We start from the raw sequence: 16,644 nt of genomic DNA, 5'->3' as shown, positions 1-16,644 counted from the left end.
GGTGGCGCACCGCCGCGGGACACCGGACGGATCCCCCAGCGGTGCGCCGGTCGGCGCCGGGACTACCGGCCGGCCGCGTGGCGGGCCGCCAGGTAGCCGAAGACGACAGCGGGGCCGATGGTCGCGCCGGGCCCGGCATAGGTGTGGCCCATGACCGGAGCGCTCGCATTGCCCGCCGCGTACAGGCCCTCGATCGCCGAGCCGTCCGCCCGCAGCACCCGGCCGTCGACATCGGCGCTCAGGCCGCCCTTGGTGCCGAGGTCGCCCGGCACCAGTTTCGCCGCGTAGAACGGACCCGTCTCCAGCGCACCGAGATTCGGGTTGGGGCGGTTGCGCGGATCACCGTAGTAGTTGTCGTAGGCGCTGTCACCGCGGCCGAAGTCGGGATCGGTACCGGCGGTGGCGAATTCGTTGAAACGGGTCACCGTGGCCCGGAGTTTGTCGACCGGGACGCCGATCTGCTCGGCGAGTTCGGGGAGCGAATCGGCGCGGGTGAGCGCGCCCGACTCGAGCCAGCGGCCGGGCAGGGGCTGACGGGGCGGGACACCCGCGAACTGGTAGCGGTTGCGGTAGCGCTGGTCGAAAATCAGCCAGGCGGGCAGGTTTTCGCCCGGGCCCGCACCCTGCCCGTGCTCGCCGCCGTACATGCGGTGGGTGGCCTCGACATAGGGCAGGCATTCGTTCATGAACCGCTCGCCGCGGTCGTTGACGACGATACTGCCGGGCAGATTGCGCTCGGCCAGGCAGAACCAGGCCAGCCGGGGCAGCGGAATGGATGGGCCCCACCAGGCATCGGCCATGAATTCCACCGCGCCACCGGCGTTCTCGCCCGCGCGGATGCCGTCACCGGTATTGGCCTGCGCGCCGACGGTCCAATCGGTGCCGATCGGCTCACGCTGGTACTGCTTGCGCATCACCTCGTTGTGCTCGAAGCCACCGGCCGCGATGACCACGCCCCGGCGGGCGGTGAGCACCTGCTCACGCCCGTCCCGCAGCACCACCGCGCCCGTCACCCGGCCGTCCTCGATGCGCAGGTTCACCAGCGGAGTGTCCAGCCACAGCGGCACATTCGCCTCCACCAGGCCCGCGCGCAGCATGGCACTCAGCGCCTGGCCGCGGGCCAGGACGCGCCGGCGCAGCACGGCCGCCGCCAGCCACCGTCCGGCGACGCGCACGGCCGCCAGGGGACTGCGCGGATTGCGCAGGCCCAAGTGCAGCTGCCGGAACTCGGCCTGGGTGATCACGACATTCTTCGGGGCCTTCACGTAATCGGGCTCCAGCGTGGCCAATTCGGCGCCGAGACCGGTGGCGTTGTAGGGCACGGGCTCGATCGAGCGGCCGTGGCCGCGGCCGCCGGGCGCCTCCGGGTAGTAGTCGGAATAGCCCGGCACCCACCGCATGCGCAGCGGCGCGTGCGCGGCCAGGAAGTCGAAGGCCTCCGGTCCGCGGTCGAGGAAGGTGTCGATCCGCTCGGGCGGCACCCCGGGTCCGACGATGTGCTTCAGATAGGCTCGCGCGGCCTCGAGGTCATCGGCGGGGGCGTCACGGCGTAGCACGGTGTTGCCCGGAATCCACACGCCGCCACCGGATCTCGCGGTGGATCCGCCCCATGCCCGCGCCTTCTCGACGATCACCGTGGACAGTCCGTGGTGGGCGGCCGTCAGCGCCGCGGCCATGCCCGCCGCCCCCGACCCCACGACGACCAGATCGAATGTCTCGTCAGTTGCCCTGTCGTGCTGCATGTTTCCTCTATCTTCGTGTTCTGTTGTAGCTAACCGCTTGCATGCCAACTGCTTTCAGCCGTTATGCCGCCAGCGTTCCCCGGCCACGGCGCCGAGCGCGCCCTCGACGCACACCGCCAGCGACATCTCCGGCTGCGCCGAATTACGCAGCCACTGCAGGTAACCGAACTCCGCCGCCGCCAGCATGAGATGCACCAGCAAACCCGGAGTGCTGTCCCGCTGCGAGTCTCGGCCCATCCGCTGCGCGACCAGCTCGACCAGGCGCGCCCGATGCTCCGGAGCGATCAGAGCCACCCGCTCCAGAAGATGCGGCGCGGTGCGGAACGCGGCTCGCCACTGCTCCAGCTCCGCCGGGGCCAGCGCGGTGGACCGCGCCAGAATCGACTGCGCCAGCGCCACATCCGCGGGCTCGTCGCCGTCGCGCTCCTCGAGCAGCGCGACGATTCCCGACCCGCCCTCGCGGACCGGATCCAGCAGCAGATCCTCCTTGCTCCGCACATGCCGGAAGTAGGTGCTGGCCGACACACCCGCCGCGGCGGCGATCTGCTCGGTCGTCACCTCCCCGAAGCCCTTCTCCGCGAACAACTCGTACGCCGCCCGCTGAATCTCGCCGCGCACCTGCCGGCGCTGCCGCTCCCGCAATGACATCCGTCGCCCTCCTTCGTTAGAGCGAGTATCTGCCTATATGACAGTTACTGTCAAGAAGGGATTTCCTGTCACCACCGCGGACGGCATTCGACAAGGTCCTGACCAGCAAGATTCGGCGATCCACTCGCCCTCGAAACCCCCGCCCCTGCACCTGGGCGGCCGTCACTCCCCCGCCGACTCCCCCACCGCCGCAAATGAATTCATGGACGCGGTGGCTCACCCTGCTCCCGGCCTCCCCACCGACGAACGAGGCCGCCACTACCCTCGACCCCATCTCGAACCCCGGCCGTCGCCTGCCAGCGATCGATCTCAGCGCCCACCATCTCGGCAAACACGCGACCACCCGCACGTCGAACGCACCCCCGCGCCGACGCCTGCCGGGGCGCGGGCCGAGCACCCGCGCCCTGCTGCCGCGCAGCCTAGGCCCGGCGCAGCGCCAGCACCGGGATGGTGCGGATACCGGCCGTCTTCACGGCGTATTCGCCGAAACCCGGGTATCGCCGGGCCTGTTCGTCATAGATCCGGTCACGGTCCGCGCCGGTCACCTCGGTGACCTCGACCTGGAAGGTCTCGGTCCCGACCTCGGCCTCGGCCGTCCCCGCCCTGGTCAGGTTGTAGTACCAGTCCGGATTGGTGGGCGCGCCCGCCTTGGTCGCGAAAACGTACATGGTCGCCGGATCCTGCTCATCGGCCAGGTACATCATGGGCGTCACCAGCTCCCGCCCGGTCTTGCGCCCCCGATGGTGCACCAGAATTATCGGCGCCCCCTCGAACGGCCCGCCGACCCGTCCCTCATTGGCCCGGAACTCGTTGATGATGTTCGTATTCCAGTCGCTCATACCGATCATTCTTCTGTACGAGCACTGTGGCCGAGGGGAACGCCCCGGGCGCGGCGTCATCCGCCCGCGATCACCCACTCGCGCCCGGAGACGGCGAAGGGCCGGGCATCCTGTGGATGCCCGGCCCTGTGCAGCGGAAACCGTTACGGCAGGGGGCCGCCGGCGGCGATCGCGGAGAGGGTGGCGAACTCGTCACCCTTCAGGGACGCGCCGCCCACGAGAGCGCCGTCGATGTCGGTCTGGCCGACCAGTTCGCCGACGTTCTTGGCGTTGACCGAGCCACCGTAGAGGACCCGGACACCGGCCGCCACTTCGGGATTCGCCAGTTCGGCGAGTTCCTTGCGGATGGCGCCGCAGACTTCCTGCGCGTCGGCCGGGGTGGCGACCTTGCCGGTGCCGATGGCCCAGACCGGCTCGTAGGCGATGACGATCTTCGAGATCTCCTCGGGCGTCAGGCCCTTGAGGGAGCCGCGGAGCTGCTCGAGGTTGTACTCGACGTGGGTCTTGGTCTCGCGGACGCCCAGGCCCTCACCGATGCAGACGATCGGGGTGATGCCGTACTTGAGCGCCTGCTTGGCCTTGGCCAGCACGGTGGCGTCGTCCTCGTTGTGGTACTGACGCCGCTCCGAGTGACCCACCACGACGAAACTGCAGCCCAGCTTGGCCAGCATGGAGCCGCTGATCTCGCCGGTGTAGGCGCCCTCGTCGTGGGTGGACACGTCCTGGGCACCGTAGGTGATCAGGAGACGGTCACCCTCGACCAGCGTCTGCACGCTGCGCAGGTCCACGAACGGCGGGATCACCGTCACGTCGACCTTGTCGAAGTACTTCTCCGGCAACGCGAATGCGATCTTCTGCACCAGCGCGATGGCCTCGAGGTGATTGAGGTTCATCTTCCAGTTGCCGGCGATCAAAGGCTTACGTGCCATGGTTCAGTCCTCCAGGACAGCGAGGCCGGGAAGTTCCTTGCCCTCCAGGTATTCCAGCGACGCGCCGCCACCGGTGGAGATGTGCGAGAAACCGTCGTCGGGCAGACCCAGGGTGCGCACGGCCGCGGCCGAGTCGCCGCCGCCGACCACCGTGAACGCGCCCTTCGAGGTCGCCGTGGCGATCGCCTCGGCGACACCGCGGGTGCCGGCCGAGAACTTCTCGAACTCGAACACCCCCATCGGGCCGTTCCAGAACACGGTCTTGGCCTCGGTCAGCAGCGCCGAGAAGCGGGCGACCGAGTCGGGACCGATGTCCAGACCCATCCAGCCGTCGGGAATCTCGTGGGCGGGCACGGTCTTCGAGTCCGCGTCGGCGGCGAACTTGTCGGCCACCACGATGTCCACCGGCAGATGGATGACGTCGGCGTACTTGTCCAGCAGCCCCTTGCAGGTCTCGATCATCTCCGCCTGCAGCAGCGAGGTGCCCACCGGAAGTCCCTGCGCCGCAAGGAAGGTGAAGCACATACCGCCGCCGATGACCAGCGTGTCGACCTTGGGCGCGAGCGCCTCGATGACCGCCAGCTTGTCGGAGACCTTCGAGCCGCCGAGCACGACCGCGTACGGACGCTCCGGGTTCTCGGTGAGCTTCTTCAGCACCTCGGTCTCGGCCGCGACCAGGGTGCCCGCGTAGTGCGGCAGCAGCTTGGCCACGTCGTACACCGAGGCCTGCTTGCGGTGCACCACACCGAAACCGTCGGACACGAACGCGCCGTCGTCGCCGACCAGCTCGACCAGGGCACGGGCGAGTTTGGTGCGCTCGGCGTCGTCCTTGCTGGTCTCGCGCGCGTCGAAGCGAATGTTCTCCAGCAGCAGCACATCACCGTCGGTGAGGCCCTCGGAGCGGGCGAGCGCGTCCTGGCCCACCACGTCGCCGGCGAGCTGGACGTTGCGTCCCAGCTCCTCCGACAGCCGCGCCGCGACCGGCGCGAGGGAGAACTTCGGATCCGGCTCGCCCTTGGGGCGGCCGAGGTGCGCGGTCACCACGACCTTGGCGCCGGCCTCGGCCAGCGCCTTGATGGTCGGCGCGGACGCGACGATGCGGCCCGGGTCGGTGATGACGCCGTTGTCGAGGGGAACATTCAGGTCGGAGCGCACCAGCACGCCCCGGCCCTCGACACCCTCGGTCAGCAGATCCTGCAGAGTCTTGATCGTCATCGGCGCTTAGAGGGACTTGCCGACGAGGCCGACCAGGTCGGCGAGACGGTTGGAGTAGCCCCACTCGTTGTCGTACCACGAGGCGACCTTGACCTGGTTGTCGATGACCTGGGTCAGCGGCGCGTCGTAGATGGAGGAGTGCGGGTCGGTCACGATGTCGGAGGAGACGATCGGGTCGACGTTGTACTTCAGGATGCCCTTCATCGGGCCGTCCGCGGCGGCCTTCATGGCGGCGTTGATCTCGTCGATCGAGGCGGTCTTGGCCAGGTCCACGGTCAGGTCGGTGAGCGAACCGGTCGGGACCGGCACGCGCAGCGCGTAGCCGTTCAGCTTGCCGAGCAGTTCGGGCAGCACCAGGCCGATGGCCTTGGCGGCGCCGGTGCCGGTGGGCACGATGTTCAGCGCGGCGGCGCGGGCGCGACGCAGATCCGAGTGCGGGCCGTCCTGCAGGTTCTGGTCCTGGGTGTAGGCGTGCACGGTGGTCATCAGACCACGCTCGATGCCGAAGGAGTCGTTGAGCACCTTGGCAATCGGGCCCAGGCAGTTGGTGGTGCAGGACGCGTTCGAGATGATGTTCTGCGAACCGTCGTACTTGTCGTCGTTGACGCCCATCACGATGGTGATGTCCTCGCCCTTGGCGGGCGCGGAGATGATGACCTTCTTGGCGCCGGCGGCCAGGTGGCCCTTCGCCTTGGTGGCGTCGGTGAAGATACCGGTGGACTCGACGACCACGTCGACACCCAGGTCACCCCACGGCAGCGCGGCCGGGCCCTCCTTGATGGCCAGCGCGGTGATGCGCTGGTCGCCGACGACGATGGTCTCGTCGCCGTCCAGGGAAACGTCCTGCGGCAGGCGGCCGAGGATCGAGTCGTACTTCAGCAGGGTCGCCAGCGACTTGTTGTCGGTGAGATCGTTGACCGCCACGATCTCGATGTCGGTGGTGCCGAGGGCCTTCTGCGCCTCGACGGCTCGGAAGAAGTTTCGCCCGATGCGGCCGAAGCCGTTGATCCCTACCCGGACAGTCACGTTTTCGCTCCTCAGCTTTGCGGATCGTTTCCGTTGCGGTGCTAACCCTAGACCTGTAACAGAAACATCACGGACACACCCCCGCCACGGTGAACTACGAAACGTTCACTTTCGTCACAGACGACCGGAAGCGCCGCGACCCTTGAGGTTGCGACGCTTCCGGACGGAATCACCGGGCGGTATTCATCAGTTTATGCGGCGGCGTGGGTGTTTCATGCCTCTTCGAGCAGCTCTGCGGTGACAGCGCTTTCGGTGTCGGGCACGCCGAGTTCCTTGGCGCGCCGGTCCGCCATCGACAGCAGCCGCCGGATCCGGCCCGCCACAGCGTCTTTCGTCATGGGCGGATCGGCCAGCTGGCCCAGCTCCTCCAGGGACGCCTGCCGGTGCAGCACGCGCAGCTTGCCCGCCGCGGCCAGATGGTCCGGCACATCCTCGCTCAGTATTTCGAGCGCGCGCTCCACGCGGGCCGCGGCGGCCACGGCCGCGCGAGCCGAACGACGCAGGTTGGCGTCGTCGAAATTGGCCAGCCGGTTGGCGGTCGCCCGGACCTCGCGACGCATGCGCCGCTCCTCCCAGGTGAGCCGGGTGTCCTGCGCGCCCATGCGGGTGAGCAGGGCGCCGATGGCCTCGCCGTCGCGCACCACGACGCGATCGGTGCCGCGCACCTCGCGCGCCTTGGCCGAGATGCCCATCCGCCGCGCGGCGCCCACCAGGGCGAGCGCCGCCTCCGGCCCGGGGCAGCTCACCTCCAGGGCCGAGGAGCGGCCCGGCTCGGTGAGCGAGCCGTGCGCGAGAAACGCTCCACGCCAAGCGGCTTCGGCATCGCCGATGCTGCCGCCCACCACCTGCGCGGGCAGCCCGCGCACCGGGCGGCCGCGCACATCGAGCAATCCGGTCTGGCGCGCCAGCGCCTCGCCCTCCTTGGAAACCCGCACCACGTACCGGGAGGTTTTCCGGAGCCCGCCGGCGCCGAGGACATGCACGTCCGAGCCGTATCCGTACAGCTCGAAGATCTCTCGGCGCAGCCGACGTGCAATGGAACCCATGTCCACCTCGGCTTCGACGATCACTCGACCGCCGACGATGTGCAATCCACCGGCGAACCGCAGTAGCGCGGACAATTCCGCTTTGCGCGAGCTCACCTGTGATACAGAGAGCCGGCTCAGCTCGTCCTTCACTTCCGCTGTCATCGCCACGAGACGCGCTCCTTTCCACCCAACCCGGACCGCACACGTTGGCCCATATGCCGTCCTTCGACTCGAAGCCCTGCCAATTCCGGCCGAGGTTGCCGGATCACCTGATCCAGTGCGGCGGCAAGCTTTCCGGGGTGGTGCCGGTCCGTCCCCGCCTCGGCGACATCAGCGAAGGTTACTCGCGCACCCAGCTGTTCGGCAGCTCTTGCCAGATGTTCGCGTTCCCTACCCTCGGGTACGGAACCGGAATCCACCAGAACATGGTCGACTGTGAAATCCGGTGCGTGCTGGGACAATACATGCAGGTGCCGTTCGGCGCTGAATCCGGCCGTTTCGCCCGGTTCGGCAGCGAGGTTGAGCACCAGCACTTTCCGTGCCCGCGTGTACAGCAGCGCTTCGTGCAATTCGGGCACCAGCACGTGCGGGATGACACTCGTGAACCAGCTTCCGGGGCCCAGCACCACCACGTCGGCGTGCTCGATGGCCGAGGTCGCCTCGGGGCAGGCGGGCGGATCCGAGGGGATCAGCCGCACCCGGCGCACCTTGCCCGGCGTGGTCGCCACGGCGACCTGACCGCGGAGGCAACGGCTCACGCGCGGATCGCCTTCCAGCCCAGACACATCCGCCTCGATGGTCAGCGCGATGGGCGACATGGGAAGCACACGGCCGGTGATGCGGAGGATCCTTCCGGCCTCGTCCAGGGCCGCCACCGGATCGCCCAGCTCCTCGGTGAGACCCGCCAGAATCAGATTGCCCACCGAATGCCCGGCCAGCGCGCCGGTGCCGCCGAAGCGGTGTTGCAAAGTTCGCGCCCAGATGCCGTCGGCCTCTTCGGCCAAGGCCGCCAAGGCCATTCGCAGATCGCCCGGGGGCAGCATGCCCAGCTCGGACCGCAGCCGTCCCGAGGAGCCGCCGTCGTCGGCGACCGTGACCACCGCGGTGATCTTGCGGGTGAGCCGCCGGATGGCGGTCAGCGTCGAATACAGGCCGTGCCCACCACCGAGGGCCACGATGGCCGGATTGGTGGTGCGGACGGAGTCGTTCTCACTCATTCCCGCCCCAGATCCCGATGAACCACACGCACCACGTCACCCGAGTCGTTGTTGCCGGCCGGGGCCGATTCGTTGCCCGCCAGCGCCTCGCCCAGCGCCTCCGCTATCGCCACACTGCGGTGTTTGCCGCCGGTACAACCCACTGCCACGGTCATGTATCGCTTCCCCTCTTGGCGGTAGCCCTCGGTCGTCAGGTCGACGAGATGCCGCGCGGTGCCCAGATAGTCCTGCGCGCCCGGCTGCGACAACACATACTCGCTGACCGGGGCGTCCTGTCCGGTCTTTTCGCGGAGTTCGGGAATCCAATGCGGATTCGGCAGAAACCGCAAATCGAACACCATGTCGGCGTCGAGCGGGACCCCGTATTTGAAACCGAACGATTGAATGGTCAGCTGCAGCACGGTGGCGGCGTCGCCGCCGTAGACCTCCTCGAGCTTGCGGTGCAGCTGGTGGATGGACAGTGCGGTGGTGTCGATGACCACGTCGGCGGCCGTTTTCACCGGGTCCAGGCGCCGCCGCTCGGCGGCGATGCCGGCGGTCAGGGTGCCGTCGGCGCTCTCGCTCTGCAGCGGATGGCGGCGGCGCGCGAACCCGAAGCGGCGGATCAGCACGTCGTCGGAGGCCTCCAGGAACAGGATGCGGGTGCGTACACCCGCGGCCCGCAGCTGCTCGCCGACCGCGGCGAGGTTCCCGGTGAAGAAGCGGTTGCGCACGTCCATGACGAGCGCCAGTTTGCGGATGGGCGGTTCGGCGCCGCGGCCGAGATCGACCATGCGGCCGATCAATTCGGGTGGGAGGTTGTCGGCCACGTAGTAGCCGAGATCCTCGAGCACCTTGGCGGCGGTGCCGCGCCCGGCGCCGGACAGGCCCGTCACGATGACGACCTCGACCGGTGCGGATTCGGGTGCCGATCGCCCGCTGCGAGCGGTCGGCTGGGACTCACCTGTATCGGTTGCCTTGCTGTTTTCGGCCGTATCAGTACTGGCTTCGACGCGCGTCATGTCCTACCGGTTCGTGTCTGGAGTTCCCTCGATCATCCTGCACCGACGCCCGGAAACGCGGCAGGCACACGACGGGAGCGAGACACAGCTGTGATTTCTGCTCCCGACCTGCACACACGGCGTGTCGCAGTTTTGCTATTCGGCGTGTCGCACTCTACCCGGTGCGTCCCGATTCGACGCGCCATCGCGGCAAACCGATAGGTCCGCGCACGCTTGCTACGGCTGCTGCAGGGCGGCCAGGACCGCCTTGGCCGTCGCCACGCCGATGCCCGGGACCTCGGTGATCTGCTCCACCGTAGCCTGCTTGAGCTTGGCGACCGATCCGAAGTGCGTGACCAGTGCGGTCTTGCGCGCCGAGCCCAGCCCGGGCACCGAATCCAGCACCGATTCGGTCATCCGCCGCGAGCGCTTGGAACGGTGGAAGGTGATGGCGAAGCGGTGCGCCTCGTCGCGGACCCGCTGCAGCAGATACAGCGCCTCGCTGGTGCGCGGCATGATCACCGGGTCCGCTTCGTTCGGCACCCACACCTCCTCCAGGCGCTTGGCCAGCCCGATGACCGCGACATCGGTGATGCCGAGTTCGTCGAGCACCTCGGCGGCGGCATTCACCTGCGGCGCACCGCCGTCCACCACGTACAGGTTGGGCGGGTAGGCGAAGCGGCGCGGCTTACCGGTCTTCGGATCGATGCCGGGCAGGCTGGATTCGACCGGGTCCGAACCGGATTCGAGCTCGGCGGCCTCGGCGGCGTCCAGGTCGCGGCGCAGCTTGCCGAAGCGCCGCCGGGTCACCTCGGCGATGCTGCCGACGTCGTCGGAGCGGCCCTCGCCGGCGGCCTCCTTGATGGCGTAGTGCCGATACTCGGACTTGCGGGCCAGGCCGTCCTCGAACACGACCAGTGACGCCACCACATCGGTGCCCTGCACATGCGAGATGTCCACGCATTCGATGCGCAGCGGCGCGCTGTCCAGATCCAGCGCGTCCTGTAGTTCCTGCAACGCGGCCGAGCGCGCGGTCAGGTCGCCGGCGCGCTTGAGCTTGTGCTGGGCCAGGGCCTCCTGGGCATTGCGCTGCACGGTCTCGGCCAGCGCCTTCTTGTCGCCGCGCTGCGGCACCCGCAGCTGCACGGCCGAGCCGCGCAGGTCCGAGAGCCACTGCTGAACCTGCTCATGATCATTGGGCAGGGCCGGGACCAGCACCTCGCGCGGGACCACGGCCCCGGGCTGCGCGTCCCCGCTCTGCGCGGCGACCGCGGTCTGCTCGCCGTAGAACTGGGTGAGGAACTGCTCGACCAGGGCCGCCAGCTCCCCACCGGATTCCGCCACCGCAGGGTCGATGGGACCTGGGCCGGGGCCCTCGGTGGTTACGCCGGCTTCCGCCTCCGAGCCCGACCGCCCGAGGTCCAGGGCGTCGCCGGACTTGTCGACCACCCAGCCGCGCTGCCCGCGCACCCGGCCGTCGCGCACGTGGAAGATCTGGACCGCGACCTCGAGCTCGTCCACCGCGAAGTCGATGACATCGGCGTCGGTGCCGGTGCCCAGCACCACGGCCTGCTTCTCCAGGGCGCGCTTGAGCGCCTGCACGTCGTCGCGCAGGCGGGCGGCCAATTCGAAGTCGAGTTCGTCGGCGGCCTCGTGCATGCGGCGCTCGAGCTGCTTGACCAGGCGATCGGTCTTGCCGGAGAGGAAGTCGCAGAAGTCGTCCACGATCTGCCGGTGCTCGGCCGCGCTCACCCGGTCGATGCACGGCGCGGAGCACTTGTCGATATAGCCGAGCAGGCACGGCCGCCCGATCTGACTGTGCCGCTTGAAGACTCCCGCCGAGCAGGTGCGCACCGGGAACACCCGCAGCAGCAGATCCAGGGTCTCGCGAATGGCCCAGGCATGGGCGTACGGGCCGAAGTACCGCACGCCCTTCTTGCGCGCGCCGCGGTAGACGAACACCCGCGGATACTCCTCGTCGAGGCCGACCGCCAGCACCGGATACGACTTGTCGTCGCGGTAGCGGACATTGAAGCGCGGATCGAATTCCTTGATCCAGTTGTATTCCAGCTGCAGCGCTTCCACCTCGGTGGACACCACGGTCCACTCGACCCCGGCCGCCGTGGTCACCATCTGCCGGGTGCGCGGGTGCAGCCCGGCCACGTCGGCGAAGTACGAGTTCAGGCGCTGGCGCAGGCTTTTCGCCTTGCCGACATAGATGACCTGCCCGAACTTGTCCCGGAACTTGTAGACGCCTGGTTCGACGGGAATGGTGCCCGGTGCGGGCCGGTAGGTCGCGGGATCTGCCACGGCTCCAGGTTAGTCAGTGCCCCCGACAGGCGGGGAAGGCCTCCGACACACCCGCCGGGCCTCCGGGCGACCATCCGCGGCGGCCACGGTGACGAAGTATCCGCAAGATCGTTCACCTGGAGGGGACCGCCCTCATCCGACTGCGTTTGCGCCGCTCGCTCGCCATCGCGGGGGCGGTCTGCCTGGCCGCCGCCGCGCTGGTGGCGGTCTCGGTACCGGCCGAGGCCGCCGCCGGGCCGATCTTCGTCTACGGCGACTACCGCGAGCACCCGACGCCGCTGCCGATCCGCGCTGGGGCCGTGGCGAATTCGGAGCCGGAGCTGCTGGTCGCCCAGCACGGGCGCGGCCCGGCAGCGCCCGCGCGTTCCGGAGGACTCGCCACGCCGGAACACCGATCTCCGCGAGGTTCGGCCGTCCAGCGGGGCCTCGCGGTCAGTATGGGACGAACTGTTTCGCTTGATCTGTCCGTCTACGAGGGAGCTCGATCGATGACGAACCATCACCATCTCCACCCGCGCCGCCGGTCGCTCGCGATCGGTTCCGCACTCGGCATCGGCGCGGCGGGCCTGATCGCGGTATCGGCGCCGGCCGCCGGCGCCGACTCGGTCTGCCGCATCGACCGGACGCTCGACACCGCCACCTTCACCTGCCCCGCGGATACCTGGTACGCCGCGGTGGTGCAGTGCCTGGGCACCCGGCAGGTGGGCAGCGGCTACCAGGCCCCCACCTTCATCGTGGGCGATTCGCCGCGGCCGCTCATCCCGATGACGATCGAATGCAATGGCGAGGGCAAGCGGGGCATCGTGCTGAATGCCTGGACCGACGGACCGTTCTGACCCACCTGCACGGTTCCGATCCGCGGTGCGCGGAGCTAGGCGATCTCGTGCCGCAAAGCCGGTGCGAGATCGCCCTTTTCGCCCACCTCGACGGTGTCGAGTTCGAGCCAGCCGGCCATGTCCCGCAGCGCCGCGGCCAGTGCGGCCGCCACCCGCGAGTGATCCCGGCCCGGCTCGGCGAACGCGCCCGGCACCAGCAGCCGCCCGGTCCCGCGCTCGGCGCGCAGGTCCACCCGCGCCACCAGTTCGCCGTCGAGCAGGAACGGGAAGACGTAATATCCGTGCACGCGTTTGTGTTCCGGCGTGTAGATCTCGATGCGGTAGTGGAAGTCGAAGAGCCGCTCGGTGCGGTCGCGGAAGAAGATGAGCGGATCGAAGGGGCACAGCAGGGCCGCGCCCGTGACCCGGCGCGGCGTGCGGGCCTCGGCATGCAGGTAGGCGGGCTTGTCCCAGCCCGCGACGGTGACCCGCTCCAGCTCTCCGGCGTCGAGGAGGTCGGCGATGGCGGGCTCGGTTTGGCGGCGGTTGAGCCGGTAGTAGTCCCGCAGATCGGTTTCGGTGCCGATGCCGTGCGCCCACGCCGCACGCCGCACCAGTTCCCGCACCGCGTCGGCTTCATCCGCTTCGCGCGAGAGGACCTCGGGCGGAAGGACATTCGCGGCCAGGTCGTAATGCCGCTGGAAGCCCACGCGTTTCGGCACCGTCAGCTCCCCCGCCGCGAACAGTGCCTCGCAGACCACCTTGGTGTCGCTGTAGTTCCAGCCCCAATTGTCCTTGGCCCGTGGCCGATCCAGCTCCAGATGCCGCTCGATCTCGCCCGCCGTGCTGGACCCGAACTCCTTGACCACGCCGAGCACATCGTCGGCCAGGGCCGGATTGCGTTCGAGCACCTGCCGCATCCCGTTCCAGCGTCCGTGCCGGTATTGCACCATGCGCCAGCGCAGGAGCGGCCAGTCCTCGACCGGGATCAGCGCCGCCTCGTGCGCCCAGTACTCGATGAGCTGCCGGGGCCGCCGGGCGGTGTGCCCCCATGCGGCCTCGTCCAGCAGCGCCCGGTCGTAGGCCCCGATCCGGCTGAACACCGGGGCGTAGTGCGCGCGCACCACCGCCGACACCGAGTCCAGCTGCAGCAGCCGGGTGCTGTCGAGCACCTTCAGAACCGTCCGCCGGGTGGGCGTACCGCTCGGCGGCGCCGTGGCGAAGCCCTGTGCCGCGAGTGCGATGCGGCGCGCCGCCGCGAGTGACAGGGATCCGGACGAAGAAGTCGGCACACTCGAACCATGCCATGTCCCACCGACAAGCTCGTTCGATACAGCACTGTATCGAGCGCCTGTACAGCAGCGACCTCGTTCGATACATTCGTGTATCGAACTTCGACACCAAGGAAATCATGGGCATGATCGAGAATCCGGATGTCATCGTGGTCGGGGCCGGGCTGGCCGGTCTCGTCGCCACGTACGAGCTGGTCAAGGCGGGACGCCGCGTACTCGTGCTGGATCAGGAGAACCGCGCCAACCTGGGCGGACAGGCGTTCTGGTCGCTGGGCGGGCTGTTCTTCGTGGACAGTCCCGAACAACGGCGGCTCGGCGTCAAGGACAGCCTCGCGCTCGCCATGCAGGACTGGTTCGGCTCGGCCGGCTTCGACCGTGAGGACGAGGACCACTGGGCCCGGCAGTGGGCGCGCGCGTACGTGGAGTTCGCGGCCACCGAGAAGCGGCAGTACCTCTACGATCTCGGGTTGCGGGTGACGCCCGTGGTCGGGTGGGCCGAGCGCGGCGGCGTGACCGCCGACGGGCACGGCAACTCGGTGCCGCGCTTCCATCTCACCTGGGGCACCGGCCCCGAGGTGGTACGGGTGTTCCTCGAGCCGGTGCTCGAGGCCGAGCAGCGGGGACAGGTCGGCTTCGCCTTCCGGCACCGGGTCGACGAGCTGATCGTGGAGGACGACGCGGTGACCGGCGTGCGCGGCAGCGTGCTGGAGCCCGCCACCGAGGCCCGCGGGGTCGCGTCCTCACGGAATATCGTGAGCGAGTTCGAGTTCCGTGCGCGGGCGGTCATCGTGTCCTCCGGCGGCATCGGCCACAATCACGAACTCATCCGCCGCAACTGGCCGACCGACCGGCTCGGCCCCTGCCCGGAGCACATGATCTCCGGCGTGCCCGCACACGTGGACGGCCGCATGCTGGGCATCACCGAGGCCGCGGGCGGGCGCATCGTGAACCGGGATCGCATGTGGCACTACACCGAGGGCATCCACAACTGGGATCCGATCTGGCCCGATCACGCCATCCGCATCATTCCCGGCCCGTCCTCGCTGTGGTTCGACGCCAATGGAAAGCGCATGACCGCACCGGCTTTCCCGGGTTTCGACACCAATGCCACCATGAAGCAGATCCTGGCGACCGGCTACGACTACTCATGGTTCATTCTCGACCAGTCGATCATCGAGAAGGAGTTCGCGCTCTCGGGCTCGGAGCAGAATCCCGATCTCACCGGCAAGGATCTGAAGCTGGCCCTCAAGAGCCGGGTGGCGAAGGGCGCGCCGGGCCCGGTCGAGGCATTCAAGCAGCACGGGGTGGACTTCGTGGTCGCCGACACCCTGGCCGAGCTGATCGCGGGCATGAACAAGATCTCGCGCGGCCCGCACCTCGACCTCGCCGACATCGAGCGCCAGATCGTGGCCCGCGACCGGGATGTCGAGAACAAGTACAGCAAGGACGCCCAGCTGATGGCCGTCAACAACGCGCGCCGCTTCCTGGGCGACAAGGTCCGGGTGGCGAGCCCGCACAGGATCCTGGATCCCGCGCACGGCCCGCTGATCGGCGTGCGCCTGAACATCCTGACCCGCAAGACGCTGGGCGGCCTGCAGACCAATCTGGACTCGCAGGTCATCCGCGCCGACGGCACCCCGTTCCCGGGCCTCTACGCCGCGGGCGAGGTCGCCGGGTTCGGCGGTGGCGGCGTGCACGGCTACAACGCGCTGGAGGGCACCTTCCTCGGCGGCTGCATCTTCTCCGGTCGCGCAGCCGGCCGCGCGCTCGGCAATACCGCCTCCCCGGAACTTTAGCGGGCAGCTGAGTGCCGTTGGCCGCCGTGCACCCGTGCCGGCGGTTGGCTGCCGAACCAATTCAGGACGTACCCGGCGAGTTACCCCGAAGGGCACGAAATCAGTTGTCGCCCACCGCCCGGATATTGGTCCGGGCGGCCGGGCGCTCGATCACTTCAGGGTGCCACCGCGAACCAGCGGTAGAGGTCGCGGCGCAGCAGCAGCGCCAGCACCACGCCGGACACCATGACGCCGAAGAGCACGGTGAACGGTCCCACGCCCGTGGGCATTTCGGCCGACACCAGCGTGAAGATGCCCAGGAAGGACTGCAGGCTGGCCAATCCGAGCGCGGTCACCCAGATCCAGCGCGAGCGCAGCCCGAACAGCAGTGCGACACCGCCGGTCACCCAGGCGGCGAAGAAGTGGCCGATGCTGCCGACCACACACGAGACGCCGCCGGTGATGGACAGCAGGCTGTGCAGCACCGCCAGTCCCATCGCGCCGAACGCGGCGTACTGCGTTTCCCGGACCTGGGCGGGCATGTCGATTTCGGAACCATCACGGCGCAACCCCCGCACCCCGTCGAGCACCCGCTCGAAAAATGTGGCTGGAATGCCGTTTTCCGCGGCGACGGGCGTCATATCCACCTCGTCGGCAACGGCCATTTGCGAACTCACAGCACTCCTCATCGAGTAACCCCTGGTCGCGCGCCCCCTGCGAACGCGCTGAACCTGACGCTAACCAAATGTTCGGATTCCGGACAATCTGGTTGACGAAGTTATGACCATGGCCACAGCCGATAGGTAGCATGCGAAACAGTGATCTCGA

Annotated in this window: 14 protein-coding genes; 2 read left to right on the top strand and 12 right to left on the bottom strand. The window is 68.8% G+C overall.

The window, feature by feature from the left end; translation table 11 throughout:
* Positions 1-62: 62 nt before the first annotated feature.
* The 10 genes from kstD to uvrC all read right to left on the bottom strand — a co-directional run bounded on the left by kstD (position 63) and on the right by uvrC (position 11,934).
* Positions 63-1,742, bottom strand: coding sequence for a 3-oxosteroid 1-dehydrogenase (kstD, locus tag ABZV44_RS18395; protein WP_354837486.1), 1,680 nt, complete (start codon positions 1,740-1,742; stop codon positions 63-65).
* A 54-nt stretch (positions 1,743-1,796) separates the two neighbouring features.
* On the bottom strand, positions 1,797-2,390 hold the full coding sequence (locus ABZV44_RS18390) for a TetR family transcriptional regulator (protein WP_354837484.1): 594 nt from the start codon (positions 2,388-2,390) through the stop codon (positions 1,797-1,799).
* Between the two features lie 419 nt (positions 2,391-2,809).
* Positions 2,810-3,238 carry a nitroreductase/quinone reductase family protein gene (locus tag ABZV44_RS18385; RefSeq protein ID WP_354837482.1) on the bottom strand — a complete coding sequence of 143 codons (429 nt, stop codon included), beginning with the start codon at positions 3,236-3,238 and terminating at the stop codon, positions 2,810-2,812.
* A gap of 134 nt (positions 3,239-3,372) precedes the next feature.
* Positions 3,373-4,158 carry a triose-phosphate isomerase gene (tpiA, locus tag ABZV44_RS18380; RefSeq protein WP_354837480.1) on the bottom strand — a complete coding sequence of 262 codons (786 nt, stop codon included), beginning with the start codon at positions 4,156-4,158 and terminating at the stop codon, positions 3,373-3,375.
* Between the two features lie 3 nt (positions 4,159-4,161).
* Positions 4,162-5,373, bottom strand: coding sequence for a phosphoglycerate kinase (locus ABZV44_RS18375; protein WP_354837478.1), 1,212 nt, complete (start codon positions 5,371-5,373; stop codon positions 4,162-4,164).
* Positions 5,374-5,379: 6 nt separating this feature from the next.
* The gene (gene gap / locus ABZV44_RS18370) at positions 5,380-6,399 is read right to left on the bottom strand and encodes a type I glyceraldehyde-3-phosphate dehydrogenase (RefSeq protein ID WP_354837476.1); all 1,020 of its coding nucleotides are present in this window, start codon (positions 6,397-6,399) and stop codon (positions 5,380-5,382) included.
* A gap of 212 nt (positions 6,400-6,611) precedes the next feature.
* Positions 6,612-7,595, bottom strand: coding sequence for a DNA-binding protein WhiA (gene whiA, locus ABZV44_RS18365; protein ID WP_040858457.1), 984 nt, complete (start codon positions 7,593-7,595; stop codon positions 6,612-6,614).
* Positions 7,586-8,644: a uridine diphosphate-N-acetylglucosamine-binding protein YvcK gene (gene yvcK / locus ABZV44_RS18360; protein WP_354837474.1), complete on the bottom strand. Its 1,059-nt coding sequence runs from the start codon at positions 8,642-8,644 to the stop codon at positions 7,586-7,588. The genes whiA and yvcK overlap by 10 nt, the downstream gene beginning before the upstream one ends.
* Positions 8,641-9,645 carry an RNase adapter RapZ gene (gene rapZ, locus ABZV44_RS18355; RefSeq protein ID WP_354837472.1) on the bottom strand — a complete coding sequence of 335 codons (1,005 nt, stop codon included), beginning with the start codon at positions 9,643-9,645 and terminating at the stop codon, positions 8,641-8,643. Before rapZ ends, yvcK begins: the two co-directional genes overlap by 4 nt.
* A 216-nt stretch (positions 9,646-9,861) precedes the next feature.
* Positions 9,862-11,934, bottom strand: a complete 2,073-nt coding sequence (gene uvrC / locus ABZV44_RS18350; protein WP_354837470.1) for an excinuclease ABC subunit UvrC — start codon at positions 11,932-11,934, stop codon at positions 9,862-9,864.
* A 146-nt stretch (positions 11,935-12,080) separates the two neighbouring features.
* Between uvrC and ABZV44_RS18345 the strand changes: the two genes are divergently transcribed.
* The gene (locus tag ABZV44_RS18345; RefSeq protein ID WP_354837468.1) at positions 12,081-12,770 is read left to right on the top strand and encodes a hypothetical protein; all 690 of its coding nucleotides are present in this window, start codon (positions 12,081-12,083) and stop codon (positions 12,768-12,770) included.
* Positions 12,771-12,805: 35 nt separating this feature from the next.
* On the opposite strand, the gene ABZV44_RS18340 is transcribed toward ABZV44_RS18345, so the two are convergent.
* On the bottom strand, positions 12,806-14,041 hold the full coding sequence (locus ABZV44_RS18340; RefSeq protein ID WP_354837466.1) for a crosslink repair DNA glycosylase YcaQ family protein: 1,236 nt from the start codon (positions 14,039-14,041) through the stop codon (positions 12,806-12,808).
* A gap of 125 nt (positions 14,042-14,166) precedes the next feature.
* On the opposite strand from ABZV44_RS18340, the gene ABZV44_RS18335 reads away from it, so the two are divergent.
* Complete coding sequence (locus tag ABZV44_RS18335; protein ID WP_354837464.1) at positions 14,167-15,837, top strand: FAD-binding dehydrogenase; 1,671 nt, start codon at positions 14,167-14,169, stop codon at positions 15,835-15,837.
* Between the two features lie 155 nt (positions 15,838-15,992).
* On the opposite strand, the gene ABZV44_RS18330 is transcribed toward ABZV44_RS18335, so the two are convergent.
* Positions 15,993-16,493 carry a hypothetical protein gene (locus ABZV44_RS18330; RefSeq protein WP_354837462.1) on the bottom strand — a complete coding sequence of 167 codons (501 nt, stop codon included), beginning with the start codon at positions 16,491-16,493 and terminating at the stop codon, positions 15,993-15,995.
* Positions 16,494-16,644 lie beyond the last annotated feature (151 nt).

The sequence above is a fragment of the Nocardia sp. NPDC004860 genome (genome assembly GCF_040609015.1).
In the GTDB taxonomy this organism is placed as follows: domain Bacteria; phylum Actinomycetota; class Actinomycetes; order Mycobacteriales; family Mycobacteriaceae; genus Nocardia.
This window is presented reverse-complemented; position numbering and strand designations above follow the sequence as displayed.